The 22,866-nt window shown below is 71.5% G+C and carries 21 protein-coding genes; 17 read left to right on the forward strand and 4 right to left on the reverse strand.

The features are described from left to right. The first annotated feature begins 153 nt into the window (after positions 1–153). From GA0070562_RS04635 to GA0070562_RS04655, 5 genes are all read left to right on the forward strand, one after another. A complete protein-coding gene (locus GA0070562_RS04635; RefSeq protein WP_091415290.1) occupies positions 154–849 on the forward strand; it encodes a 50S ribosomal protein L25/general stress protein Ctc in 696 nt (231 codons plus the stop codon). A gap of 97 nt (positions 850–946) precedes the next feature. Beyond that, a complete protein-coding gene (gene pth / locus GA0070562_RS04640; RefSeq protein ID WP_091415293.1) occupies positions 947–1,537 on the forward strand; it encodes an aminoacyl-tRNA hydrolase in 591 nt (196 codons plus the stop codon). 59 nt (positions 1,538–1,596) lie between these two features. After that, a complete protein-coding gene (locus tag GA0070562_RS04645) occupies positions 1,597–2,430 on the forward strand; it encodes an inositol monophosphatase family protein (protein WP_091415298.1) in 834 nt (277 codons plus the stop codon). A gap of 79 nt (positions 2,431–2,509) precedes the next feature. After that, complete coding sequence (gene cysD, locus GA0070562_RS04650) at positions 2,510–3,421, forward strand: sulfate adenylyltransferase subunit CysD (protein WP_091415302.1); 912 nt, start codon at positions 2,510–2,512, stop codon at positions 3,419–3,421. Continuing rightward, positions 3,421–4,722: a sulfate adenylyltransferase subunit 1 gene (locus tag GA0070562_RS04655; RefSeq protein ID WP_091415305.1), complete on the forward strand. Its 1,302-nt coding sequence runs from the start codon at positions 3,421–3,423 to the stop codon at positions 4,720–4,722. Before cysD ends, GA0070562_RS04655 begins: the two co-directional genes overlap by 1 nt. A 48-nt stretch (positions 4,723–4,770) precedes the next feature. Here the strand turns inward: GA0070562_RS04655 and galK are convergent, their stop codons facing one another. Further along, the gene (gene galK / locus GA0070562_RS04660; protein ID WP_091415308.1) at positions 4,771–5,925 is read right to left on the reverse strand and encodes a galactokinase; all 1,155 of its coding nucleotides are present in this window, start codon (positions 5,923–5,925) and stop codon (positions 4,771–4,773) included. After that, positions 5,922–6,908, reverse strand: a complete 987-nt coding sequence (gene galE, locus GA0070562_RS04665; protein WP_091415312.1) for a UDP-glucose 4-epimerase GalE — start codon at positions 6,906–6,908, stop codon at positions 5,922–5,924. The genes galK and galE overlap by 4 nt, the downstream gene beginning before the upstream one ends. A gap of 177 nt (positions 6,909–7,085) precedes the next feature. Here galE and GA0070562_RS04670 point away from each other — a divergent pair, with 177 nt between their 5' ends. The 6 genes from GA0070562_RS04670 (at position 7,086) to GA0070562_RS04695 (ending at position 11,657) form a co-directional block, all read left to right on the forward strand. Beyond that, on the forward strand, positions 7,086–8,102 hold the full coding sequence (locus GA0070562_RS04670; protein ID WP_175438613.1) for a hemolysin family protein: 1,017 nt from the start codon (positions 7,086–7,088) through the stop codon (positions 8,100–8,102). A 33-nt stretch (positions 8,103–8,135) separates the two neighbouring features. Further along, a complete protein-coding gene (gene trpS, locus GA0070562_RS04675; RefSeq protein WP_091415318.1) occupies positions 8,136–9,161 on the forward strand; it encodes a tryptophan--tRNA ligase in 1,026 nt (341 codons plus the stop codon). A gap of 22 nt (positions 9,162–9,183) precedes the next feature. After that, entirely contained in the window at positions 9,184–9,771 is a 588-nt protein-coding gene (locus tag GA0070562_RS04680) for a 2'-5' RNA ligase family protein (protein WP_091415321.1), read from the forward strand. 56 nt (positions 9,772–9,827) lie between these two features. Beyond that, positions 9,828–10,769: a YhjD/YihY/BrkB family envelope integrity protein gene (locus GA0070562_RS04685; protein WP_091415325.1), complete on the forward strand. Its 942-nt coding sequence runs from the start codon at positions 9,828–9,830 to the stop codon at positions 10,767–10,769. Further along, complete coding sequence (locus tag GA0070562_RS04690) at positions 10,766–11,140, forward strand: GntR family transcriptional regulator (protein ID WP_013283968.1); 375 nt, start codon at positions 10,766–10,768, stop codon at positions 11,138–11,140. The genes GA0070562_RS04685 and GA0070562_RS04690 overlap by 4 nt, the downstream gene beginning before the upstream one ends. A gap of 73 nt (positions 11,141–11,213) precedes the next feature. Continuing rightward, positions 11,214–11,657 carry a hypothetical protein gene (locus tag GA0070562_RS04695; RefSeq protein ID WP_175438614.1) on the forward strand — a complete coding sequence of 148 codons (444 nt, stop codon included), beginning with the start codon at positions 11,214–11,216 and terminating at the stop codon, positions 11,655–11,657. Between the two features lie 150 nt (positions 11,658–11,807). On the opposite strand, the gene GA0070562_RS04700 is transcribed toward GA0070562_RS04695, so the two are convergent. Together GA0070562_RS04700 and GA0070562_RS04705 are read right to left on the reverse strand one after the other, a co-directional pair. Next, positions 11,808–13,442 carry a glycoside hydrolase family 13 protein gene (locus GA0070562_RS04700; RefSeq protein WP_091415332.1) on the reverse strand — a complete coding sequence of 545 codons (1,635 nt, stop codon included), beginning with the start codon at positions 13,440–13,442 and terminating at the stop codon, positions 11,808–11,810. 441 nt (positions 13,443–13,883) lie between these two features. Next, positions 13,884–14,969, reverse strand: a complete 1,086-nt coding sequence (locus GA0070562_RS04705) for a LacI family DNA-binding transcriptional regulator (protein ID WP_091415336.1) — start codon at positions 14,967–14,969, stop codon at positions 13,884–13,886. Between the two features lie 197 nt (positions 14,970–15,166). Between GA0070562_RS04705 and GA0070562_RS04710 the strand changes: the two genes are divergently transcribed. The 6 genes from GA0070562_RS04710 to GA0070562_RS04735 all read left to right on the forward strand — a co-directional run bounded on the left by GA0070562_RS04710 (position 15,167) and on the right by GA0070562_RS04735 (position 22,805). Then, positions 15,167–16,417, forward strand: a complete 1,251-nt coding sequence (locus GA0070562_RS04710) for a sugar ABC transporter substrate-binding protein (protein WP_091415339.1) — start codon at positions 15,167–15,169, stop codon at positions 16,415–16,417. After that, positions 16,417–18,060 (forward strand): ABC transporter permease subunit, encoded by a 1,644-nt coding sequence (locus GA0070562_RS04715; RefSeq protein ID WP_091415342.1) that lies wholly within the window; start codon positions 16,417–16,419, stop codon positions 18,058–18,060. Before GA0070562_RS04710 ends, GA0070562_RS04715 begins: the two co-directional genes overlap by 1 nt. After that, entirely contained in the window at positions 18,057–18,956 is a 900-nt protein-coding gene (locus GA0070562_RS04720; protein ID WP_091415346.1) for a sugar ABC transporter permease, read from the forward strand. The genes GA0070562_RS04715 and GA0070562_RS04720 overlap by 4 nt, the downstream gene beginning before the upstream one ends. 142 nt (positions 18,957–19,098) lie before the next feature. After that, complete coding sequence (locus GA0070562_RS04725) at positions 19,099–20,910, forward strand: glycoside hydrolase family 13 protein (RefSeq protein WP_091415349.1); 1,812 nt, start codon at positions 19,099–19,101, stop codon at positions 20,908–20,910. Between the two features lie 205 nt (positions 20,911–21,115). Further along, positions 21,116–21,457, forward strand: coding sequence for a hypothetical protein (locus GA0070562_RS04730; protein ID WP_091415352.1), 342 nt, complete (start codon positions 21,116–21,118; stop codon positions 21,455–21,457). A gap of 277 nt (positions 21,458–21,734) precedes the next feature. Beyond that, positions 21,735–22,805, forward strand: a complete 1,071-nt coding sequence (locus GA0070562_RS04735; protein WP_175438644.1) for a BMP family lipoprotein — start codon at positions 21,735–21,737, stop codon at positions 22,803–22,805. Positions 22,806–22,866: the final 61 nt, after the last annotated feature.

Genomic DNA, 22,866 nt, shown 5'->3' on the forward strand with positions numbered 1-22,866 from the left:
GGGTGCCCGGCGGGCTGCTGACAAGCACCGCACGGAGGCGCCGTCATCGACGCGGTGCTCCGGGCGGTCGTTCATGACCCTAGCCCCAGCGAGCCCCTCGCCCCAGCACCGCCAGACGACAAGCCGCCGCAGCGAAGCATCAGGAGTTTCCCCGTGTCCGAGGTAAAGATCAGCGCCGAGCCCCGTACCGAGTTCGGCAAGGGTGGTGCCCGTCGTACCCGCCGGGCCGGCAAGGTGCCCGCCGTGCTGTACGGCCACGGCGAGAAGCCCAAGCACATCGCGCTCCCGTCGCGGGAGTTCGCCGCCGCGATCCGTAAGGGCGGTGCGAACCAGCTCTTCGCGATCGAGGTCAGCGACGGCACCCAGGTGCTGGCGCTGCCGAAGGCGATCCAGCGTGACCCGATCAAGGACACCTTCGAGCACGTGGACCTGCTGCTGGTCCGCCGGGGCGAGAAGGTCACCGTCGAGGTTCCGGTCCAGCTGACCGGTGAGGCCGCGAAGGACACCCTGATCGTGCACGACCACGACACGCTGTCGGTGACCGCCGACGCGACCAAGGTGCCGGACCACCTGGAGGCGTCGATCGAGGGCGCCGAGCCGGGCACCACGATCACCGCTGCCGACGTCGAGCTGCCGTCCGGCGTCGAGCTGGCCACCGACGAGGAGACCGCTGTCGCCTCGGTGACCGCCGCTCCGACCGCCGAGCAGCTCGAGGCCACCCTCCCCGAGGTCGAGGAGGCCGCCGAGGAGGCCGAGGCCGAGGTCGGCGAGGAGACCGCCGAGGGTGCCGAGGGCGCTCCGGCCGCCGAGGGCGAGGAGGCCCCGGCCGAGGCGAAGACCGAGGCCTGACCGGTCCGCAAGGCTGTGCGACAGGCGTCCCCGGTTCCCGGGGGCGCCTGTCGGCGTATCGGGACTGGTCGGGCGAGCGAGCGGGAAGGGGCGTCGGGTGACGGACGAGGCGGGGCCGTGGCTGGTGGTCGGCCTGGGCAACCCCGGCCGGGAGTACGCGAACAACCGGCACAATGTCGGGTTCATGGTGGCGGACCTGCTGGCGGCCCGGGTGGGCGCGAAGTTCGGGCGGCACAAGCGCGCGATGGCCGAGGCCGCCGAGGGGCGGCTGGGGTTCGGCGGTCCGAAGCTGGTGCTGCTGAAGCCGTTGACGTACATGAACCTCTCCGGTGGTCCGGTGGCCGGGCTGGCGCAGTTCCACAAGATCCCGCCGGCGCGCGTGATCGCGGTGCACGACGAGCTGGACATCCCGTACGGGCAGGTGCGGGTGAAGTGCGGCGGCGGCGAGGGCGGGCACAACGGCCTGCGCTCGATGTCGAAGTCGCTCGGCACGAAGGACTACGTACGGGTGCGGTTCGGCATCGGCCGGCCGCCGGGCCGGCAGGACCCGGCTGACTACGTGCTCTCGGATTTCTCGTCGGCGGAGCGCAAGGAGCTGGAGTTCCTGGTGGACCGCGCGGCGGACGTGGTGGAGTCGGTGGTTCTCAAGGGCGTGGAGCCGACGCAGAACCTCTACCACGGGGCCTGACGGGCGGTCGGTAGTCTGCGCCTCGGGTGACGGGAGCGAAGGCGGGTGACGGGAGCAGCATGGGCAGTCCTCCGATGATCGACGGCGGGTTCGCCCGGTGGCTGGCGTCCCGGGCCGGTCAGGCGCTGACGGCCCTGCGCGCGGAGATGGGCTTCGCCGACGCGGGCGCGCTCCGGTCGGCCGGTGACAAGGTCTCGCACGACCTGATCCGGACCGAACTGGCGAAGTGGCGGCCGGCGGACGCGGTGCTGTCGGAGGAGGACGAGGGTTCGCGGCTGGCCCGGACGGCGGAGGCGACCGACGAGGCGCTGTCGCGCCTGACCGCGGACCGGGTCTGGATCGTCGACCCGCTGGACGGCACCCGCGAGTACGCGGAGGAGGGGCGCGCGGACTGGGCGGTGCACGTGGCGCTCTGGTCGCGTAACGCGTCGACGCCGCACGGTCTGGCGGCGGGCGCGGTGGCCCTGCCGGCCCAGCACCGGGTGCTCGGCACCGACCACCCGCCGGCGTACCCGCCGATGACTGTGGAGGCGGGCACCGGGGGCGGCGCGCGGGTCATCCGGTTGGCGGCCAGCCGTAGCCGTCCGCCGGTTTTCCTGACCGACCTGGCAGAGGACGTCGGCGCTCATCTGGTTCCGATGGGCTCGGCGGGCGCGAAGATCGCCGCCGTGGTCACCGGTGAGGTCGACGCGTACATCCACGCGGGCGGTCAGTACGAGTGGGATTCGGCCGCTCCGGTCGCTGTGGCGACGGCCACCGGTCTGCATGCTTCCCGGATCGACGGTTCTGCGCTGGAATACAACGGGGCCGACCCGCGTCTACCGGATCTGCTGGTCTGCCGCAAGGATCTCGCGAGTCGGTTGCTTGCAGCGTTGCAGCGGCATTCCGGGTAACCTGAGCGTTCTTCTTCACGACTCCGACCTGAAAGGTCTGGAATCCGATGTACGGATCCGTGCGAATCGAGTTCGTGTCATGACGTCCCCCGCCGCGTACCAGGTGTCGCACCTCGACGCGCTCGAGGCGGAGAGCATCTTCGTGATGCGCGAGGTCGTCGCCGAGATGGAACGGCCGGTGCTGCTGTTCTCCGGCGGCAAGGACTCGATCGTGATGCTCCGGTTGGCTCAGAAGGCGTTCGCGCCGGCCAACATCCCCTTCCCGGTGATGCACGTGGACACCGGGCACAACTTCCCCGAGGTGCTCGACTACCGCGACCGGCGGGTGGCCGAGCTGGGCCTTCAGCTCATCGTGGCGAGCGTGCCGGAGGCGCTGAACAAGGGCCTGGTCCGTGAGTCCGCCGACGGCATGCGCAACCGGATCCAGACGCCGGTGCTGCTGGAGGCGGTGGAGAAGCACCGCTTCGACGCGCTGTTCGGCGGCGCCCGCCGCGACGAGGAGAAGGCGCGGGCCAAGGAGCGGGTGTTCAGCTTCCGCGACGAGTTCGGCCAGTGGGATCCGAAGAACCAGCGTCCGGAGCTGTGGGCGCTCTACAACGGCCGGCACCACCCGGGCGAGTCGATCCGGGTGTTCCCGCTGTCGAACTGGACCGAGCTGGACGTCTGGCACTACATCGCGCGGGAGCGGATCCCGCTGCCGTCGATCTACTACGCGCACGAGCGCGAGGTGGTCGAGCGCGACGGCATGCTCTACGCGGTCAACGAGTTCTTCCGGGCCCGCGCCGGTGAGCAGCCGTTCAAGGCCCAGGTGCGGTATCGGACCGTGGGTGACGCCTCCTGCACCGCGGCGGTCAGCTCGGACGCCGACACGGTGGAGAAGGTGATCGAGGAGGTGGCCGCCACGCGGATCACCGAGCGCGGCGCGACCCGCGGTGACGACCGGGTCAGCGAGGCCGCCATGGAGGACCGCAAGCGAGAGGGCTACTTCTGATGAGCGTCGAGACCCTGGCCCCGGCCGAGAGTGAGACCGCCCGGCCGATGGACCTGCTGCGGTTCGCCACCGCGGGCAGCGTCGACGACGGCAAGTCGACGCTGATCGGCCGTCTGCTCTACGACACCAAGTCGCTGTTCAGCGACCAGCTCGCCGCCGTCGAGGCGGTCAGCGCCGCCCGGGGCGACGAGTACACCAACCTGGCGCTGCTCACCGACGGCCTGCGCGCCGAGCGGGAGCAGGGCATCACCATCGACGTGGCGTACCGCTACTTCGCCACGCCGCGGCGGAAGTTCATCATCGCCGACACCCCGGGGCACACCCAGTACACCCGGAACATGGTCACCGGCGCCTCCACCGCCGACCTGGCGCTGATCCTGGTGGACGCGCGCAAGGGCCTGGTGGAGCAGTCCCGCCGGCACGCGTTCCTCTGCTCGCTGCTGCGGGTGCCGCACCTGGTCCTGTGTGTGAACAAGATGGACCTGGTGGACTGGTCGCAGGAGGTCTACGAGCGGATCGCGGACGAGTTCACCGCGTTCGCCGCGAAGCTCGACGTGCCGGACCTGACGGTGGTGCCGGTCTCCGCGCTGCAGGGCGACAACATCGTCACCCGCTCGGAGAACATGCCGTGGTATGAGGGTCCGTCGCTGCTGCACCACCTGGAGCGGGTGCACATCGCCTCGGACCGCAACCTGGTCGACGTGCGGTTCCCGGTGCAGTACGTGATCCGGCCGCAGTCCACCACCGTCACCGACTACCGGGGTTACGCGGGTCAGGTGGCCTCGGGCGTGCTCAAGCCGGGCGACGAGGTGATGGTGCTGCCGTCGGGCTTCACCAGCCGGATCGCGGCGGTGGAGACCGCCGACGGCCCGGTGGACGAGGCGTTCCCGCCGATGTCGGTGACGGTCCGGCTGACCGACGAGCTGGACATCTCCCGCGGCGACATGATCTGCCGGCCGAACAACGCCCCGATGGCCGTGCAGGACATCGAGGCGATGGTCTGCTGGATGGACGAGACCCGGCCGTTGCAGGTCGGCGGCAGGTACGCGATCAAGCACACGACCCGCTCGGCGCGGGCGATCGTGCGCGGGCTGCACTACCGGCTGGACATCAACTCGCTGCACCGCGACGAGACGGCCGGTGAGCTGAAGCTCAACGAGATCGGCCGGGTCCGGCTGCGGACCACGGTTCCGCTGCTCGCCGACGAGTACCGCCGTAACCGCACCACCGGCGGCTTCGTGATCATCGACGAGTCGACGAACCGTACCGTCGGCGCCGGCATGATCGTCGAGGCCGGCTGACGCACGTGACGAGAAGGCCCCCGGCGCGACGCCGGGGGCCTTTCGCGTTCAGTCCAGGCGGGTGACGCCGCCGGCCGGCAGGACGGTGAGCGTGCCGGGGGCGGTGAAGCCGTCCCGGGCGTACGCGTCGGTGACGGCGGCGGCCACCGCGTCGGCGGCGCCGGCGTCGACCAGGGCGAGCACACAGCCGCCGAAACCGCCGCCGGTCATCCGCGCGCCGTACGCCCCGGCGGACAGCGCCGCCTCGACCGCGGTGTCGATCTCCGGCACGGTGATCTCGAAGTCGTCGCGCATGGAGGCGTGCGAGGCGGTCAGCAGTGGACCGGTGTCGCGGACCCGGCCGGCGCGCAGCAATGCGACGGTGTCGAGGACCCGCTGGTTCTCGGTCACCACGTGCCGCACCCGGCGGCGGGTCTCGTCGTCGTCGAGGCGGGCCAGCGCGCCGTCGAGGTCGGCCACCGTCACGTCGCGCAGCGCGCTCACCCCGAGCGTCGCGGCGGCCCGCTCACAGCTCTTGCGGCGGGCCGCGTACTCGCCGTCCGCGTGCCGGTGCGGCGCCCGGCTGTCGATCACCAGCACGGCCAGCCCGGCGCCGTCCAGGTCGAACGGGATCTGCTCGATCTCCTCGGTGCGGCAGTCGAGGAACAGGGCGTGCCCGGCCCGGCCGCGGATCACCGCGGACTGGTCCATGATCCCGGTGGGCGCGCCGACATAGTCGTTCTCGGCCCGCTGGGCGAGCCGCGGCCACCGCCCGGCGGGCAGGTCGAGACCGCCGAGGTCGACCAGGGCGGCCAGCACCGCCGACTCGATCGCCGCGGACGAGGAGAGCCCGGAGCCGACCGGCACGTCGGAGGCGACGGCGAGCCGCGCGCCCGGGACGTCGTGGCCGTCGGCGCGCAGCGCCCACACCACCCCGGCCACGTAGGCGGCCCAGCCGTCGACCCGGCCGGGCTCGTCGGCCTCCGCCGCGCCGAACTCGACCGGTTCGTCGTCCAGCTCCGACCAGACGGTCCAGCGTCCGTCGGGGGCGGGCGCGGCGGCGACCACGGTACGCAGCGGCAGCGCGAAGGGCAGCACGAAGCCGTCGTTGTAGTCGGTGTGCTCGCCGATCAGGTTGACCCGCCCGGGAGTCGCCCAGCGGCCCGCCGGCTCGGTGCCGTACCGCTGCCGGAAGCCGGCCGTGGCGCGGTCGGCGACGTTCATGAGGGCTGTCCCGCGACGTGCTCGCGGTAGAACGCCCAGGCGTCGCCGACCATGTCGTGCAGGGTCGGCTTGGCCGGCGTCCAGCCCAGCTCGTCGCGGGCCAGCGCGGACGACGCGACCAGCTCGGCCGGGTCGCCCTCGCGGCGGGCGGCCACCTCGACCGGCACCGGGTGCCCGGTGACCTCGCGGACCACGTCGACCACCTGCCGGTTGGTGAAGCCGTTGCCGTTGCCCAGGTTGTAGATCCGGTGCCGGCCCGGGGTGGCCGCGTCCAGCGCGAGCAGGTGGGCGCGGGCCAGGTCCTCGACGTGGATGTAGTCGCGTACGCAGGTGCCGTCGACAGTGGGGTAGTCGTCGCCGAAGAGCTGGAGCTTCTCCCGCCGCCCGGCGGCCACGTCGAGCGCGATCGGGATGAGGTGGGTCTCCGGGTCGTGCCGCTCGCCGATGGCCAGCCCGTCGCGCAGGTACGCCCCGGCGACGTTGAAGTAGCGCAGCGAGACGGCGGCCAGGTCGTGCGCGATCGCCTCGGAGGTGAGCGCCATGTCGACGGCCAGCTTGGTGGCGCCGTAGGTGCTGGTGGGGGCCTTGACGGCGGTCTCCGGGATGGGCAGCTCGGTGGGGTTGCCGTAGACGGCGGCGGTGGAGGAGAAGACCATCCGGGGCACCCGGGCGGCGCGGACCGCGTCGATGAGCGCGATGGAGCCGACCGTGTTGGTGTGCCAGTACAGCTCGGGGCGGGTCATCGACTCGCCGGCGGCGATCAGGGCGGCGAAGTGCAGCACGCCGTCGAAGCCGGCGTCGGGGGTGAGCACCCGGGCGGCCTCGTGCACCGGCAGCTCGACGTGGGTGGCCTCGGGGGCGAGGGCTTCCCGGTGACCGGTGCGCAGGTCGTCCAGCACGGTCACCTGGTGGCCGTGGTCGAGCAGCATCCGGGTCACCACGCTGCCGATGTAGCCGGCGCCGCCGGTGACGAGCAGTTTCACGTCGGTCCTCCTGCCTGGGCCGCGTCCCGCGGCGGCCGTCCCGTGATCACCCTACGGCCGGGGGCGGTGTTGCGGCTGTCGAGTTGAATCCGCCTCTATTCCATCATAATCCTTCACGATTGAACAGATCCGAACATTGGACCGGGCGTGCGGTGGCCGCTGTCTACCATCCTTCTCATGCGGGAGGGTGGTGGTCCCGGGCCCCGGCGGAAACCGTCGGGGCGGCCCCGACGCGAACCCGGCCCGCTGGCCCGCACCGTGGCCCGTCTCGTGGTGCGCGGCGCCGACGGCGCCACCCGCCTGGTCACCGCCCTGCTCGGGGCCAGCCCCACCGCCGGCCGGGAACGGATCAGCGAGGCCGAGCTGCGTGACCTGGTCGCGGCGAACACGCTGCTCGACCCGGACGAACGGCGGATCATCGACGAGGTGCTGGTCGCCGGCGCCCGGCTCGTCCGCGAGGTGATGGTGCCCCGCACCGAGGTGGTCTTCCTCAGCGCGGCGCTCCCGCTGGCGCAGGCCCAGCGGCTGGTCCGGGCCGACCCGCACACCCGCTACCCGGTGGTCGACGGCACCCACGACGACGTGGTCGGCCTCGTGCACCTGCGGGACGTGCTGCTGCGCCCGGAGGCGGACCGGCCGCTGCTGGTCGGCGACCTGATCCGGGAGGTGAAGCGCCTGCCGGACAGCAAGCGCGTGCTGGCGGCCCTCACCGAGATGCGCCGGGAGGGCCACCACCTGGCCGTCGTCGTCGACGAGTACGGCGGCACCGCCGGCATCGTCACCTGCGAGGATCTGGTCGAGGAACTGGTCGGGGAGATCCGGGACGACGAGCACGGCCCGCCCGAACCGGAACCCGCCGGCCTGCCCGCCGTCGTCGACGGCCGGCTCAACCTGACCGACTTCGCCGAGCGCACCGGGGTGCCGCTGCCCGCCGGGCCGTACGAGACGGTAGGCGGGTTCGTGATGGCCGCCCTGGGCCGGTTGCCGGTGGCCGGGGACGAGGTGCCGGTTGCTGCCGACCCGGCCACCGGATCGGTTCCCGCCGATCCGGCCGGCTGGTTGCTGCGGGTGCTCACACTCGACGGCCGGCGGGTGTCCCGCCTGGCGGTCTCCGCCGCACGGCTGCCCGAGCCCCGGCGTGAGGTGAACGGTCCGCTTCCGCCCGTACCCGCCCGATCCACCGGCCCGTCATGACGGACGCCGGGGCTTGCTGACAGAATTGCCGCCATGTCCGACGTACCCGCCCGCCCGCGCGTCTTCTCCGGCATCCAGCCGACGGCCGACTCGTTCCACCTCGGCAACTACCTGGGCGCGCTGCGGCACTGGGTGGCGTTGCAGGACAGCCACGACGCCTACTACTGCGTCGTCGACCTGCACGCGATCACCGCCGGGCACGACCCGAAGGTGCTCAAGCGCCGCAGCCGGGTCGCCGCCGCGCAGTTGTTCGCGCTCGGCCTGGACCCGGAGCGCAGCACGCTGTTCGTGCAGTCGCAGGTGCCCGAGCACTCGCAACTGGCCTGGGTGCTCGGCTGCATCACCGGCTTCGGCGAGGCCGGCCGGATGACCCAGTTCAAGGACAAGTCGCAGAAGCAGGGCAGCGAGCGGGCCAGCGTCGGCCTGTTCACGTACCCGATCCTCCAGGCCGCGGACATCCTGCTCTACCAGGCGAACGCGGTGCCGGTCGGCGAGGACCAGCGACAGCACCTGGAACTCTCCCGCGACCTGGCGCAGCGGTTCAACTCGCTGTTCGGCCGCACCTTCACCGTGCCCTCCCCGCACATCGTGAAGGACACCGCGAAGATCACCGACCTGCAGGATCCGACGGCCAAGATGTCGAAGTCGTCGTCCTCCCCGGCCGGCATCATCGACCTGCTGGAGGACCCGGCCCGCTCGGCCAAGAAGATCCGCTCGGCGGTCACCGACACCGGCCGCGAGATCGTCTTCGACGCCGAGGGCAAGCCGGGCATCACCAACCTGCTCACGATCTACTCCGCGCTCTCCGGCCGGAGCATCGACGACCTGGTCGCCGCGTACGACGGCAAGGGCTACGGCGACCTGAAGAAGGACCTCGCCGAGGTGGTGCGGGAGTTCGTCACGCCGATCCAGGAACGCACGAACGCCTACCTGAACGACCCGGCCCAGCTCGACAAGCTGCTGGCGCGGGGCGCGGAGAAGGCCCGGGCGGTGGCTGCCGGGACGCTGCGGGACGCGTACGAGCGGGTCGGCTTCTTCCCGCCCGTGCGGTTCGAGTAACGGCCCGGACGGGCGGGAACGGGTGACGCAGCCGGTGGCCGGAGGGGTGGCGCGCGACGTGGCGGGCAGTGACACGGCGCCGGGCGGCGCGGACACGATCCAGATCGGGATCGCGGTCGACGTCCCCGAGCCCTGGGGCGGGATGCTCACCCGCCGCCGGGTCGAGGCCGGCGACCCGCTCGCCGTCCCCGCACACGTCACCCTCCTCGGGCCCACCGAGATCCCGGTACGCGCGCTGCCCGCCGTCGAGGACCACCTGGGCCGGGTCGCCGCCACGCACCTGCCGTTCACGCTGCACCTGCGTGGCACCGGCACGTTCCGTCCGGTCACCCAGGTGGTCTTCGTGGCGGTGGCGGCCGGGATCAGCGAGTGCGAACTGCTGGCCGCCGCGATCAACTCGGCTCCCGAGCTGCGCCGCGAGCTGCGCTTCCCGTACCACCCGCACGTCACGGTGGCGCAGGACGTGCCGCCCGAGGTGCTCGACAAGGCGTACGAGGATCTGGCCGACTTCTCCGCGTTGTTCCAGGTGGACGCGTTCACGCTGTTCTCGCACAGCGGGGCGACCCGGTGGCAGCCCCGCCGCGACTTCCGGCTCGGCGGCCGGAGCTGAACATCCGACCGGCCGGGGCCCCTCCGCCACGGGCGGAGATCGGCGAGGATGACGGGGTGAACGTCTTCGGCCGGATCGAGGCGGCGGCGGGGCGCCGCATCGACGCGGCCCGGAGCCGCTCGTCGGTCTTCGACCACGTCTGGCGGGCCGGGACGCTCTACGCCGACCTGCTCGCCGGGCGGCTCGCCGCCGCCATCGCGTACTACGGCTTCTTCGCCGTGTTCGCGCTCGCGCTCGTCGCGTACTGGATCTTCGGCGCGGTGCTCCGGGACAACGAGGAGGTCAGCCGCGGCGCGGCCCACTTCCTGGAGGAGAACCTGCCCTTCCTCGACCCGGCGCAGATCGCCGAGAGCAGCGGCACCGTCGGCGTGGTCGGCCTGGTCATCCTGGTCTTCACCGGCATCGGCTGGGTGGAGGCGATCCGCTCCTCGCAGCGGCTGATGTACGGCTTCAACCAGCAGCCCGGCAACCTGGTGGTGCGGCGCCTGGTGGACCTGGGCGTGCTGGTCGCGGTCTTCGTGCTGCTGTTCGTCTCGGTGGCCGCCGTGGACGCGCTGGAGTCGCTGCTGCGCTTCCTGCTGCGCAGCACCGGCTCGGTGGGCCTGACCACCGTCAGCGCGGTGCTGAGCGTGCTCGTCAACGCCGTGCTCGCCGCCGCGCTGCTGCTCGCAGTGCCCCGGCTGCGGATGAGCCGGCGCCGGCTGCGCCCGGCGGTGCTGACCATCGCCGTCGGGATCACCCTGCTCAACACCGTGGGGCGCTACTACGTGGTACGCACCGAGCGGAACCCCGCGTACACCGTGGTCGCCACCGCCGTGGGCCTGCTGCTCTACCTCTACCTGCTCAACCAGCTGGTGCTCTTCGGCGCCGCGCTGGCCGCCACCAGCCGGTACGGCCGGGTGGTGGACCTGGCCGAGGGCGGCGCCCGGGAGGTGGACGTGGAGGCGGACGTGCTCGACGAGGAGACCGAACCGGGCACACCGGGGGGAGCGGGATGAGCGCGCGCATCCGGATCGACGCCGAGTCGGCGGTGCCGCCGTACGAGCAGGTGCGGGCGCAGTTCGCCGCGCGCATCGGCGACGGGCGGCTGCCGGTGGGCACCCGGCTGCCGGCGGTGCGGCAGCTCGCCGCCGACCTGGGCCTGGCGGTGAACACCGTGGCGCGGGCGTACCGGGAGCTGGAGGGCGCCGGGCTGGTGGAGACGCGCGGCCGGCACGGCACCGTGGTCGCCCCCGGCCGGGACGACGCCACCGACCGGCTGCACCGGGCCGCCGCCGAGTACGCCGCCGAGGCGCGTCGCCTGGGCGTCGCGCCGGAGCGGGCGGTCGCCCTGGTCCGTGCGGCGCTGGACGCCGGTACGCGTGGCTGAGTGCGGTCCCCGAAGCGGGGAGAGTCCGATGTTTGCGCTCCCCGAGCCGACGCGCGACGACCATGATGGGCCGGTGGGCGCACTCGTGACACTGGACCTGCCGGACGACTCCCCGATCCGGGGCCTGCCGTGGATCATCACGTTCGGCCCGCTCGGCGCCGAGGACGACTGGGAGCCGGTGGTCTGCGGCCCGTACGAGCGACCGCACGCGCTGGCGCTGGCCGAGGCGGTGGTGGCAGACGAGCAGCTGATGGCGGTGGTGGAGCCGCTGCTGCCGGCGCTCACGCCGGAGGAGATCCGCGGCGAGATCGCGGCCGCGCAGATCGCCGCCGAGGACGAGGCGGCCCAGGTCGACCAGGCGGATCTCTACGGCGACTTCGAGGACGTCATCGACGAGGAGCTGGAACTGGCCGCCGAGCGCGAGCCGGAGCCCGAGCCGGCGAAGGCGCCCGACCGGGAGGAGATCCGGGCCGGATTCGCCCGGATCGCCGCGCTGCTCACCGCCAAGGGCGGCTGAGAACGCTCGGTCCCGATGGACGCCGGCCCCCCGGGAGCGCACTCCCGAGGGGCCGGGACCACCTCACCCCCCACCACAAGGGGTCGGCAGCCCAGCCGCCCGTCGGCGCGGGGCACAACGGACGGCCAGGTCGTTGGCGGGTTACCCGGCTCAGCGCCGTTCGAACCACGCAGCCGCGTCCACCGGCAGGACGTACCCGTCGCCCCGCTCGGTGAGGTCGGCGCTGGCGACGAGCGGGCGGCCGTGGCCGCTCACCGTCACGTCGGCGCCGCTGATGTTCACCACGCAGGTCACCTCGGCGTCCCCGGCGGCGCGGCGGAACGCCAGGACACCGGGCTCGGTCTCCAGCCAGGTGATGCCGTCCAGGCCGGCCAGCGCCGGGTGCTCGTGCCGGATGCGCAGCGCGGTCCGGTACAGCTCCAGCGTCGAGCCGGGCAGCCCGGTCTGGGCGGCCACCGACAGCGACCGCCAGGTCGCCGGCGCCGGCAGCCAGCTCAGTTCGCTGCCGTCCGGCCCGAAGCCGTACGGGGGCAGCTCGCCGCCCCACGGGATCGGCACGCGGCAGCCGTCCCGGCTCTCCCCGGTACGCCGGAACGCCGGATCCTGGCGCAGCTCGTCGGGGAGGTCCAGCACCTCCGGCAGGCCCAGTTCCTCGCCCTGGTAGACGTACGCGCAGCCGGGCAGCGCGAACATCAGCAGCGCGGCGGCGCGGGCGCGGCGCAGGCCGACCTCGCCGTCGCCGTACCGGGTGACGTGCCGCTGCCGGTCGTGGTTGGAGAGCACCCAGGTGGTCGGCGCGCCCACGATCGTGGACTCGGCCAGCGCCGTGTCGATCACCTTGCGGAACGAGTCGGCCGACCAGGTGGCGTCGAGGAAGTCGAAGCTGAACGCCTGGTGCAGTTCGTCCGGGCCGATGTAGCGGGCCAGCCGCTGCGGCGTCTCGGCCCACGCCTCGGCGACCGCCATCCGGCCGCCCGGGTAGCTGTCCAGGATCGGCCGCCAGGCGCGGTAGATGTCGTGCACCTCGTCCTGGTCGAAGTACGGCAGCCGGCCCTTGCCCAGCAGCTCGGACTGGCGCTGGCCGGTGGTCATCGAGTTGAAGCCGACGTCCGGCAGGCCCTCCGCCTTGATCATCCCGTGCGCCACATCGATCCGGAAGCCGTCCACGCCCCGGTCCAGCCAGAAGCGCAGCACGTCCTCGAACTCGGCCCGCACCTCCGGATGGCGCCAGTTCAGGTCGGGCTGGGCCGGGTCGAACAGGTGCAGGTACCACTGGCCGTCGACCACGCGCGTCCACGCCGGGCCGCCGAAGATGCTCTCCCAGTCGTTCGGCGGCAGCTCACCCTGCTCGCCCTTGCCGTCGGCGAACAGGTAGCGCTCGCGCTCCGGTGAGCCCGGTCCGGCGGCGAGCGCGGCGGCGAACCACGGGTGCGCGCTGGAGGTGTGGTTCGGCACCATGTCCACGATGATCCGCAGGCCGAGCGCGTGCGCGTCGGTGATCATCTCGTCGAAGTCGGTCAGGTTGCCGAACAGCGGGTCGACGTCGCGGTAGTCGGCCACGTCGTAGCCGGCGTCGACCTGCGGCGAGGTGTAGAACGGCGTCAGCCAGAGCGCGTCCACGCCGAGGTCGCGCAGGTACGGCAGACGCTGCCGGATGCCCTGGAGGTCACCCACACCGTCGGAGTTCGCGTCGGCGAAGCTGCGGACGTACACCTGGTAGACGACAGCGGACCGCCACCAGTCGTCGTCGGCGGTGCGTGGGGTGGTGCTGGGGGCGGAGGTCATCGCTGTCGATCCCGTTCTGTGGCGGCTTCTGGTGCGGCGCAGGGTGTCTGAGCAGAATGCCGCCATTGCACTGCAAGAGTCAAGCATTCCTTGCGCAAGAAATGACAGCCATCACCCGCCCTCGCCCCGAAACCCTCTCCCGAATCCCGGGACGCCCGCCCCTGTCCCGCCGCGCGTCGGTGCCCCTGCCCGCCCCTGCCCGCCCCTGCCCGCCTCTGCCTCGGCCGACTCGCCCGCGAGCGTTGATCAAGGAGTTGGTGTGCCCGCTGGAGATCGACTCGGACCCAAACTCCTTGATCAACCGAGGAGGGGCTGGAGGGGTGCGCGCGGAGTGGGGACGGTCGGGGAGGCTGGCGCGATCATGAGGTTGGCGGCCTGCACCGTCCGATTTGTCGCCGTCAACTTCATGATCGACGCGTCGAGGGTGGGCGCGGCGAGCGGTCAGGCGGGGATGGGGAGGGACGGGGTGGGGGAGGAAGGCGTGGCGGGGCGCTGGCGCTTCGGGGGATCGACGGGGCGCGTCACCGCTGTCGAGCCGCGTACCACCAGCTCGGGGCGGAACAGGTACTCGGAGTTCGGGGACGGGTGGCCGTTGATCTCGTCGACCAGGGCCCGCACCGCGGCCACGGCCATGGCGGCGACCGGCTGGCGCACCGTGGTCAGCGGCGGGTCGGTGAACGCCATGAGCGGGGAGTCGTCGTACCCGACCACGGAGATGTCGCCGGGGACCGACAGCCCGCGCTGCCGGGCGGCCCGGATCGCGCCGAGCGCCATCAGGTCGGAGCCGCAGACCAGCCCGGTCACGCCGCGCTCGATGAGCCGGCCGGCGGCGGCCTCGCCGCCCTCGACGCCGAACAGGGAGAGTTCGGTCAGCTCGGTCAGCTCGTCCTCGGCGATGTCGGTGAGGCGCCCCATCGCTGCCTTGTAGCCGGCGACCTTGCGCTGCACCGGCACGAACCGGTCCGGGCCGGTGATCAGGCCGATCCGCCGGTGCCCGAGCGCGACCAGGTGGGCGACCGCGAGTTCGGCCGACTCCCGGTCGTCGCAGGAGACGAACGGCGCGGGGATGCCGGGCGCGTACCCGTTGATCATGACGATCGGCAGCGGCCGGGCCAGCAGCGTGCGGTAGCGGTCGTGGTCCGCGGCGGTGTCGGCGTGCAGGCCGGAGACGAAGACGATGCCGGAGACCTGACGGTCCAGCAGCATCTCCACGTACTCGTCCTCGCGTACGCCGCCCGGGGTCTGCGTGCAGAGCACCGGCGTGTAGCCGGTGGGGGCGAGCGCGGACTCGATGATCTGGGCGAACGCCGGGAAGATCGGGTTGTCCAGCTCCGGCACGACCAGGCCGACCAGTCCGGCGCTTCGCTTGCGCAGCCGGGCGGGGCGCTCGTAGCCGAGCACATCGAGGGCGGTGAGGACCGCCTGGCGGGTTTCGGGGGCCACGCCGGGGCGGTCGTTGAGCACCCGCGACACCGTGGCCTCGCTGACTTCAGCCTGTTGGGCGATGTCGGACAGTCGAGCGCGCATGTGCGGCACTTTAGCCGAACGGCAAAGTCTTGCGTACACTTTTGCAAGCCCTTCCATTCTCTGCAACCTCTTGCTAACGTCCCCGCAACATGCGAGAGCAGCGGCGCAGCGTCTCGGCGCCGATCAGCAAGAAATTTCAGAGTTTCCACTGGCGGCCGCCCTTCCCCCGGCGGGCCGCCATGACGACAGGAGTACCGATGCGCATCCGTACCGCGGGTGTGGTCGCCGTCCTCGGCCTGGCGCTCGCCGCCTCCGGCTGTGGTGACAGCGGCAGCGACAAGCCGGCCGCCGACGAGTCCGCCAAGGCGACCGGCGGCAAGCTGGTCATCTGGGCCGACGACAAGCGCACGGCCGCCCTCAAGCCGTTCGCCGAGGAGTTCGGCAAGGAGAACGGCGTGACCGTCGAGGTCCAGGCCGTCTCCAAGGACCTGCAGACCAACTTCGTCACCGCCTCGCAGCAGGGCAGCGGCCCGGACGTCGTGGTCGGCGCGCACGACTGGATCGGCAACCTGGTCCAGAACGGCGCCATCGACCCGGTGCAGCTCCCGGCCGAGCAGAAGGCCGGCTTCAACGAGACCGCCATCAAGGCCGTCACGTTCAACGGCCAGGTCTACGGCGTTCCCTACGCCACCGAGAACGTCGCGCTGATCCGCAACACCGAGCTGGCCCCCGAGGCGCCGAAGACGATCGAGGACCTGGTCGCCACCGGCAAGAAGCTCAAGGCCGAGAAGAAGGCCAGCGAGATCCTGTGCCTCCAGTCCGGTCAGAACGGCGACGCCTACCACATCTACCCGCTCTACACCTCCGGCGGCGGCTACCTGTTCGGCACCGCTGCGAACGGCGACTACGACCCGAAGGACCTGGGCGTGGGCAAGCCGGAGTCGATCGCGGCCTTCCAGAAGATCGCGAAGCTGGGTGAGAAGGGCGAGGGTGCGCTGAAGCGCTCCATCACCGGCGAGAACTCCATCGCCACCTTCACCGGCAAGAAGTGCGCGTTCCTGGTCTCCGGGCCGTGGGCCGTGGCCGACGCCAAGAAGGCCAACATCGCGTACGACATCTCCCCGGTCCCCGGCTTCGCCGGCGGCAAGGAGGCTCAGCCGTTCGTGGGCGTCCAGGCGTTCTACGTGGCCGCCAAGGGCAAGAACAAGGCCCTGGCCCAGGAGTTCGTCACCAACTACGTGACCAAGCCCGAGCTGGCCGTCGCGCTGTACAAGGCCGAGCCGCGCCCGCCGGCGCTGACCGCCGCCTTCGACCAGGTCAAGGGCGAGGACGCGGACCTGGCCAAGTTCTCCGAGGCCGGCAAGAACGGCCAGGTGCTCCCGGCGATCCCGGCCATGGCCGCGATCTGGGACCCGTTCGGCAAGGCCGAGGCCGCCATCATCGGCGGCGCCGACCCGGCCAAGACGATCACGGCCGCCGGCAAGACCATCCAGGGTCAGATCAAGTAATGAGCGCGCCGGTGTCCGGCCCGGGGTCTGCACCGCAGGCCCCGGGCCGGGAGCCCGTACGCCGTGGGCTCCCGCGCATGTCCCGTACCGCGCGGCAACACGCGCCGATCACCGCGACCGGCCTCGTCGTCAAGGTGGTCCTGCTCGGCCTGGTGGCCGGGATCGCGATCTGGGCGGCCTTCCCGCTCATCGAGGCCGAACACTGGCTCGCGCTGGGCGTCCTGGCGGTCACCACCGCCGGCCTGTTCTACCTCTACCTGAGCCGCCGGCACATCCCGGCCAAGTACCTGGTCCCCGGCACGCTCTTCCTGATCGCCTTCCAGGTCTTCCCGGTGCTCTACACCGCGAGCACCGCGTTCACGAACTTCGGCGACGGGCACCGCGGCAGCAAGGACGACGCGATCGTCGCCGTGCAGACGGCCTCGGTGAAGCAGGTGCCCGGCTCGACCGAGTACAACCTCACCATCGCGACCACCGGCGACCCGGCGACCGGCTCCCTGACCTTCCTGCTCAGCGACCCGAAGAGCAAGGAGGTCTTCGCCGGGGACGCGGACGGGCTGCGCAAGCTCGACGCCGCCGACGTCGAGGTGAGCAGTCTCAGCGGCAAGATCACCGCCGCGGACGGCTACACCCTGCTGAACATCGGGCAGGCCAGCAGCCGCAGCGACGCGATCACCGCGCTCATCGTGCCCACCGACGACGGCGCCATCCGCTCCAACGGCCTGACCCGCGCGTACGAGGGCAAGGCGATCCGGGCGTACGACGCCGCGTGCGACTGCGTCAAGGACAGCGAGACCGGCAAGACGTGGACCGCCGACGAGGACTCCGGCTCCTTCGTCGCCGCCGACGGCGAGCGCCTCGCCCAGGGCTGGAAGGTCGGCGTCGGTCTGAAGAACTTCGCCACGGTGCTCACCGACCGCAACATCTCCGGCCCGTTCTTCGGCACGCTGGCCTGGAACTTCGCGTTCGCGATCGGATCCACCGGGCTGACGTTCCTGCTCGGCATGGCCATCGCGCTCGCGCTGCACTCACCCCGGATGCGCGGCACCAACCTCTACCGGATGGTGCTGATCCTGCCGTACGCCATGCCGTCGTTCGCCATGCTGCTGATCTGGCGGGACATGTTCAACACCGACTTCGGCCTGCTCAACAACCTGTTCGGGCTGGACGTCGACTGGTTCGGCGGCAACTGGTCGGCCCGCATCGCGGTGGTCCTGGTGCAGTTGTGGCTCGGCTATCCGTACATGTTCCTGGTGGCAACCGGCGCGTTGCAGGCCATCCCGCGGGAGCTGACCGAGGCGACCTCGGTCGACGGCGCGTCGCCCTGGCAGTCGTTCCGGGCGGTCACCCTGCCGCTGCTGCTGGTGGCGCTGTCGCCGCTGCTGATCGCGTCGTTCGCGTTCAACTTCAACAACGTCAACGCGATCCTGTTCACCACCGAGGGCGGCCCGTTCGCGCCGGACAACCCGACCAACGGCGCCACCGACCTGCTGATCACCTACACGTACCGGCTCGCGTTCGGCGCGCAGGGCGCCGAGTTCGGCCTGGCCGCCACCGTCTCGATCTTCATCTTCGCGATCGTGGCGACGGTGTCGGCGATCAGCTTCCGGCGGACCCGCAAGCAGGAGGAGGTGTACTCGTGACCACCATCGCGGAGACGCCCACGTCCACCCGCAGGCCGGCCCGCCGATCGCGCGGCCGCTGGTTCGCCCAGGTGGGCTGGCGGCACCTGGTCGGGGTGCTGGCGGTGGTGTTCAGCCTCTTCCCGATCCTGTTCGTGATCTCGGCGGCGTTCAACCCGCTCGGCACGCTGTCCTCCACCGAGCTGCTGCCGACCGGGGCGTCGCTGGAGAACTTCACGAACCTGTTCGACAACACCGCGTTCGGCCACTGGTTCCTCAACTCGCTGCTGCTCGCGGGCGTGGCCAGCTTCGCGTCGATCTTCCTGTCGTCGCTGGCGGCGTACGCGTTCTCCCGGATGCGCTTCGCCGGGCGCCGGGTCGGCCTGCTCGCGCTGTTGCTGATCCAGATGTTCCCGCAGTTCCTGGCGATCGTGGCGATCTTCCTGATCTTCACCACGCTCACCGACCTCTACCCGGCGATCGGGTTCAACACCCCGTGGGGCCTGTTCCTGCTCTACATGGGTGGCGCGCTCGGCGCGAACACCTGGCTGATGAAGGGCTTCTTCGACACCCTGCCGAAGGAGCTGGACGAGTCGGCGACCATGGACGGCGCGTCGCACGTGCAGGTCTTCTTCCGGATCATGCTGCCGCTGGTGGCGCCGATCCTGGCGGTGACCGGCCTGCTCGCGTTCATCGGGTCGATCAACGAGTTCATCATCGCCAACGTGTTCCTCACCGAACCCGAGTCGAAGACCCTCGCGGTCGGCATGTACGGCCTGGTGGCCGGCGAGCGTAACAACAACTTCGGGATGTTCGCGGCGGGCACGCTGCTCACCGCGATCCCGACGGTGCTGGTGTTCCAGCTGCTCCAGCGCTACATCGTCTCCGGACTCACCTCCGGAGCGGTCAAGGGCTGAGCCTCCTCGGCTCACGCTGCGGCAAGGGCGTCGTGTCGGCGTACACCGGAGCGGTTTCCGGGCGGACCGCCGCGGTCGGGTGAAACCGGCCGCGGCGGGTGCCCGCCCCTCTCCCTGTCGGTACGACGCGAAAGGCAGCACCATGTCTCTTCAGCCGCACCACGACGGCTCCGCCACCTACGTCCCGGAGCAGGAGCCCGCGCTCGGGCAGACCGTGCCGGTCTTCGTCCGGGTGCCGGCCGGATCCGGCGTCTCCCAGGTGCACGTGCGCACCACCGGCGACGGCGAGCCGCGCTTCGCCGAGGCGCGGATCGACCGCACCGACGGCGGCGACGTGTGGTGGCGGGCCGACGTCGAGGTCCGCAACCCGGTCAGCAACTACCGTTTCCTGCTCGACGGCGAGCGCGGTACCCGCTGGCTCAACGCGGCCGGTCTGGCCGGCCACGACGTGCCGGACAACGGCGACTTCAAGCTGGTCGGCTACGCCCCGCCGCCGGCCTGGGCCCGCGACGCCGTCATCTACCAGATCTTCCCGGACCGGTTCGCCCGCTCGGCCGCCGCCGACGGCCGGACCGCGCCGGACTGGGCGATCCCGTGCGACTGGGACACCCCGGTGATCGGCCGCGGCCCGGAGACGCCCCGCCAGTTCTACGGCGGCGACCTCGACGGCGTCACCGAGCACCTGGACCACCTGGACCGGCTCGGCGTCAACACCGTCTACCTCACGCCCGTCTTCCCGGCGCGCTCCAACCACAGGTACGACGCGTCGAGCTTCGACACCGTCGACCCGCTGCTCGGCGGCGACGCGGCGCTGGCTCGGCTCGCCGACGCGGTGCACGCCCGGGGCTGGCGGATGCTCGGCGACATCACCAGCAACCACACCGGCGACGCCCACCACTGGTTCACCGCCGCCGTCTCCGACGTGAACGCGCCGGAACGCGAGCTGTACTACTTCGACCTGCCCGGCTCGGACTATGAGTCGTGGAACGGGGTGAAGTCGCTGCCGAAGCTGAACTGGGGCAGCGCGGAGCTGCGCCGCCGGTTCGCCACCGCCGAGGACTCGCTGCTGCGCCGCTGGCTGCGCCCGCCGTACGGGCTGGACGGGTGGCGGGTCGACGTGGCGAACATGACCGGGCGGCGCGGCGCGGACGCGTACACCCACGAGGTGGCGCGGCTGTTGCGCGAGGTGGTGGCCGAAACCCGGCCCGACGCGCTGCTGCTCGCCGAGCACGGCCACGACCACACCGGTGACCTGGACCGCGACGGCTGGCACGGCACCATGAACTACGTCGGCTTCACCGACCCGGTCTGGTCCTGGCTGCGTCACGGCGACGACCCGGTGCCGAACTTCCTCGGCACCCCGGGCGGGGTACGGCGGCGCGACGCCGCGGCGATTCTCGCCACCATGAACACCTACCGGTCACTGGTGTCGTGGCGGTCGTACACGCACTCGTGGCAGTTGCTCGGCTCGCACGACTCGGCCCGGATCCGCACCGTGGTCGGCGACGCGGCCCGGCAGGAGGTGGCCGCCGGACTGCTCGCCACCATGCCCGGCACGCCTGTGGTCTTCGCCGGGGACGAGCTGGGCCTGACCGGCACGAACGGGGAGGGCTCGCGTACCCCGATGCCGTGGCACCGGCCGGAGAGCTGGGACCGGCGCACGTTCGACGCGTACCGGTCGTTGCTGACGCTGCGCCGCGACGAGCCGGCGCTGCGGCACGGCGGCCTGCGGTGGGTGCACGCGGACGCGGACACGCTCGTCTTCCTGCGCGAGGCGCCCACGTCGACGGTGCTGGTGCTGGCGAGACGCGCCGCGGGCACCCCGGTCCGCCTGACCGGCCTGCCCGCCGCCGAGAACGTCTACGGCAACGCCCCCGCCCTCCACCCCGACATCGAGGGCGCGGTAACTCTCCCGGCCGACGGCCCCACGTTCCAGGTCTGGCGCCTGCCCTGAGCCGACGCCTTCCCTCCCCTCCCCACCCCGTCGATCTTGCGGTTCCGGCCCGCGGCACGCGGCTTTCGTCCCGGATGCCGGGGCGGTAACTGCAAGATCGCGGGGGAGAGGGGCGGGGACGGGGCGGGGGAGGGCGGGTCACGGTATGACGGCGGTCGGCGGGGTGACTACTACGTTGCGTCGTTGATGAGGGAGGATGGGGCGCGTGGAAGCTCTTCGACTGATTCTTCTCTACGTCCATCTGATCGGCTTCGCGCTGCTGCTCGGTGGTGCGATCGCCCAGTACGTCACCGGCCGGCTGCGGATCAACGCGGCCATGCTCTGGGGCGCGATCATCCAGATCCTCACCGGCATCGGGCTGTCCGCTCCGCTGCGCGACGGGGACGAGCCGGCCCCGGCGAAACTTGTTACCAAGTTGGTGCTCGCGCTGCTCATCTTCGTCATGGTCTTCTTCTCCCGTAAGCGGGAGAGCGTGAACCGTGGCCACTTCCTCGCGATCGTCGGGTTGACGCTGGTCAACGCGGCTGTCGCGGTGTTCTGGCGTTAGTTCGCCAGGAAGTCGGGGAAGCTCGGGAAAACGGACGTTCGCGACACCACCGGGCACGCCTACCGGCCGGATAAGTGACGTGCCCCACGCAAGGGTTACACCGGGGTAACGGACGCTCAACAGTCGTGCACGATTGTCGGCCGGTGGGTGGGCGCGGGCGTACGCTCCCGTCCGTAACGTGGGACGCCGGCGGCACACCGCAGGCCGGCGAAGGGATGCACGCCGTGCACGACGCGGTGTGCAAGGGGAAGGAGACGTCTTGCGCTCTGTGCGTGGGATGCGGATTGCCTCCGTCATTGCGGCGGGTGGACTCGTACTGGGCGCTGCCGCGTGTGGTGAGGCTCCGGACGACGACAACAACGCCGGCGGCGACGGCGGCAAGAAGTTCAGCGCCTGCATGGTGACCGACGTCGGCGGCGTCGACGACAAGTCCTTCAACGCCTCGGCCTGGAAGGGCCTGCAGGAGGCGAAGAAGGAGAACGACAAGATCGACATCAAGTACGTCCAGTCGAAGGCTGAGGCGGACTACGAGGTCAACCTGACCGGGTTCGTCAACCAGAAGTGCGACTTCATCCTGGCCGTCGGTGGCCTGATGTCGGACGCCACCAAGGCGGCGGCTGAGAAGAACCCGAACCAGCAGTTCGCGATCGTCGACGCCAACCCGGGTGTGTCGAACGTCTACCCGATGCAGTTCGACACCGCGCAGGCGGGGTTCCAGGCCGGCTACCTGGCCGCCGGGATGAGCAAGACCGGCAAGGTCGGCACCTACGGTGGCCTGCCGATCCCGCCGGTCACCATCTTCATGGACGGCTACGCCGACGGCGTGGCGTACTACAACAAGGCCAAGAGCAAGAACGTCCAGGTGCTGGGCTGGGACAAGGCCACCCAGAAGGGCTCCTTCGCCAACTCGTTCGAGAAGCAGGACGAGGGCAAGAAGGTCTCCGACGCGCTCGTCGCGCAGGGCGCCGACATCGTGATGCCGGTCGCCGGTGGCGCCGGTCTCGGCACCACCTCCGCGGCCAAGGCCTCGGGCGGCAAGTACTCGGTCGTCTGGGTGGACATCGACGGCTGCGAGAGCACCCCGGACTGCGCGGCGATCCTGACCACGGTGGTCAAGAACATCCCGGACGCCGTCAAGGAGGCCGCGCTGAAGGCCGCCGGTGGCGAGAAGCTCGAGTCCACCCCGGGCTTCGTGGGCACGCTGGCCAACGACGGCGTCTCGATCGCCCCGTACCACGACTTCGACAGCAAGGTCCCGGCGGACCTGAAGGCCGAGGTCGACAAGATCAAGGCGGACATCGCCGCCGGCACCATCACCGTCACCTCGAAGGCCCAGCCGACCAAGTGACAGTCCCGCCGGCCGCCGCGGTGCCATCATCGGCAGCGGGGGCCGGCGGGCACCAGGTTTG

The organism is Micromonospora tulbaghiae, assembly GCF_900091605.1.
Lineage (GTDB): Bacteria > Actinomycetota > Actinomycetes > Mycobacteriales > Micromonosporaceae > Micromonospora > Micromonospora tulbaghiae.

Coding starts and splice junctions, on each gene's coding strand:
- GA0070562_RS04645 (WP_091415298.1), top strand. CDS start 1,597: ATGGGCAGTCCTCCGATGATCGACGGCGGGTTCGCCCGGTGGCTGGCG.
- cysD (WP_091415302.1), top strand. CDS start 2,510: ATGACGTCCCCCGCCGCGTACCAGGTGTCGCACCTCGACGCGCTCGAG.
- GA0070562_RS04655 (WP_091415305.1), top strand. CDS start 3,421: ATGAGCGTCGAGACCCTGGCCCCGGCCGAGAGTGAGACCGCCCGGCCG.
- galK (WP_091415308.1), bottom strand. CDS start 5,925: ATGAACGTCGCCGACCGCGCCACGGCCGGCTTCCGGCAGCGGTACGGC.
- GA0070562_RS04670 (WP_175438613.1), top strand. CDS start 7,086: ATGCGGGAGGGTGGTGGTCCCGGGCCCCGGCGGAAACCGTCGGGGCGG.
- trpS (WP_091415318.1), top strand. CDS start 8,136: ATGTCCGACGTACCCGCCCGCCCGCGCGTCTTCTCCGGCATCCAGCCG.
- GA0070562_RS04690 (WP_013283968.1), top strand. CDS start 10,766: ATGAGCGCGCGCATCCGGATCGACGCCGAGTCGGCGGTGCCGCCGTAC.
- GA0070562_RS04700 (WP_091415332.1), bottom strand. CDS start 13,442: ATGACCTCCGCCCCCAGCACCACCCCACGCACCGCCGACGACGACTGG.
- GA0070562_RS04705 (WP_091415336.1), bottom strand. CDS start 14,969: ATGCGCGCTCGACTGTCCGACATCGCCCAACAGGCTGAAGTCAGCGAG.
- GA0070562_RS04710 (WP_091415339.1), top strand. CDS start 15,167: ATGCGCATCCGTACCGCGGGTGTGGTCGCCGTCCTCGGCCTGGCGCTC.
- GA0070562_RS04715 (WP_091415342.1), top strand. CDS start 16,417: ATGAGCGCGCCGGTGTCCGGCCCGGGGTCTGCACCGCAGGCCCCGGGC.
- GA0070562_RS04725 (WP_091415349.1), top strand. CDS start 19,099: ATGTCTCTTCAGCCGCACCACGACGGCTCCGCCACCTACGTCCCGGAG.
- GA0070562_RS04735 (WP_175438644.1), top strand. CDS start 21,735: ATGCGGATTGCCTCCGTCATTGCGGCGGGTGGACTCGTACTGGGCGCT.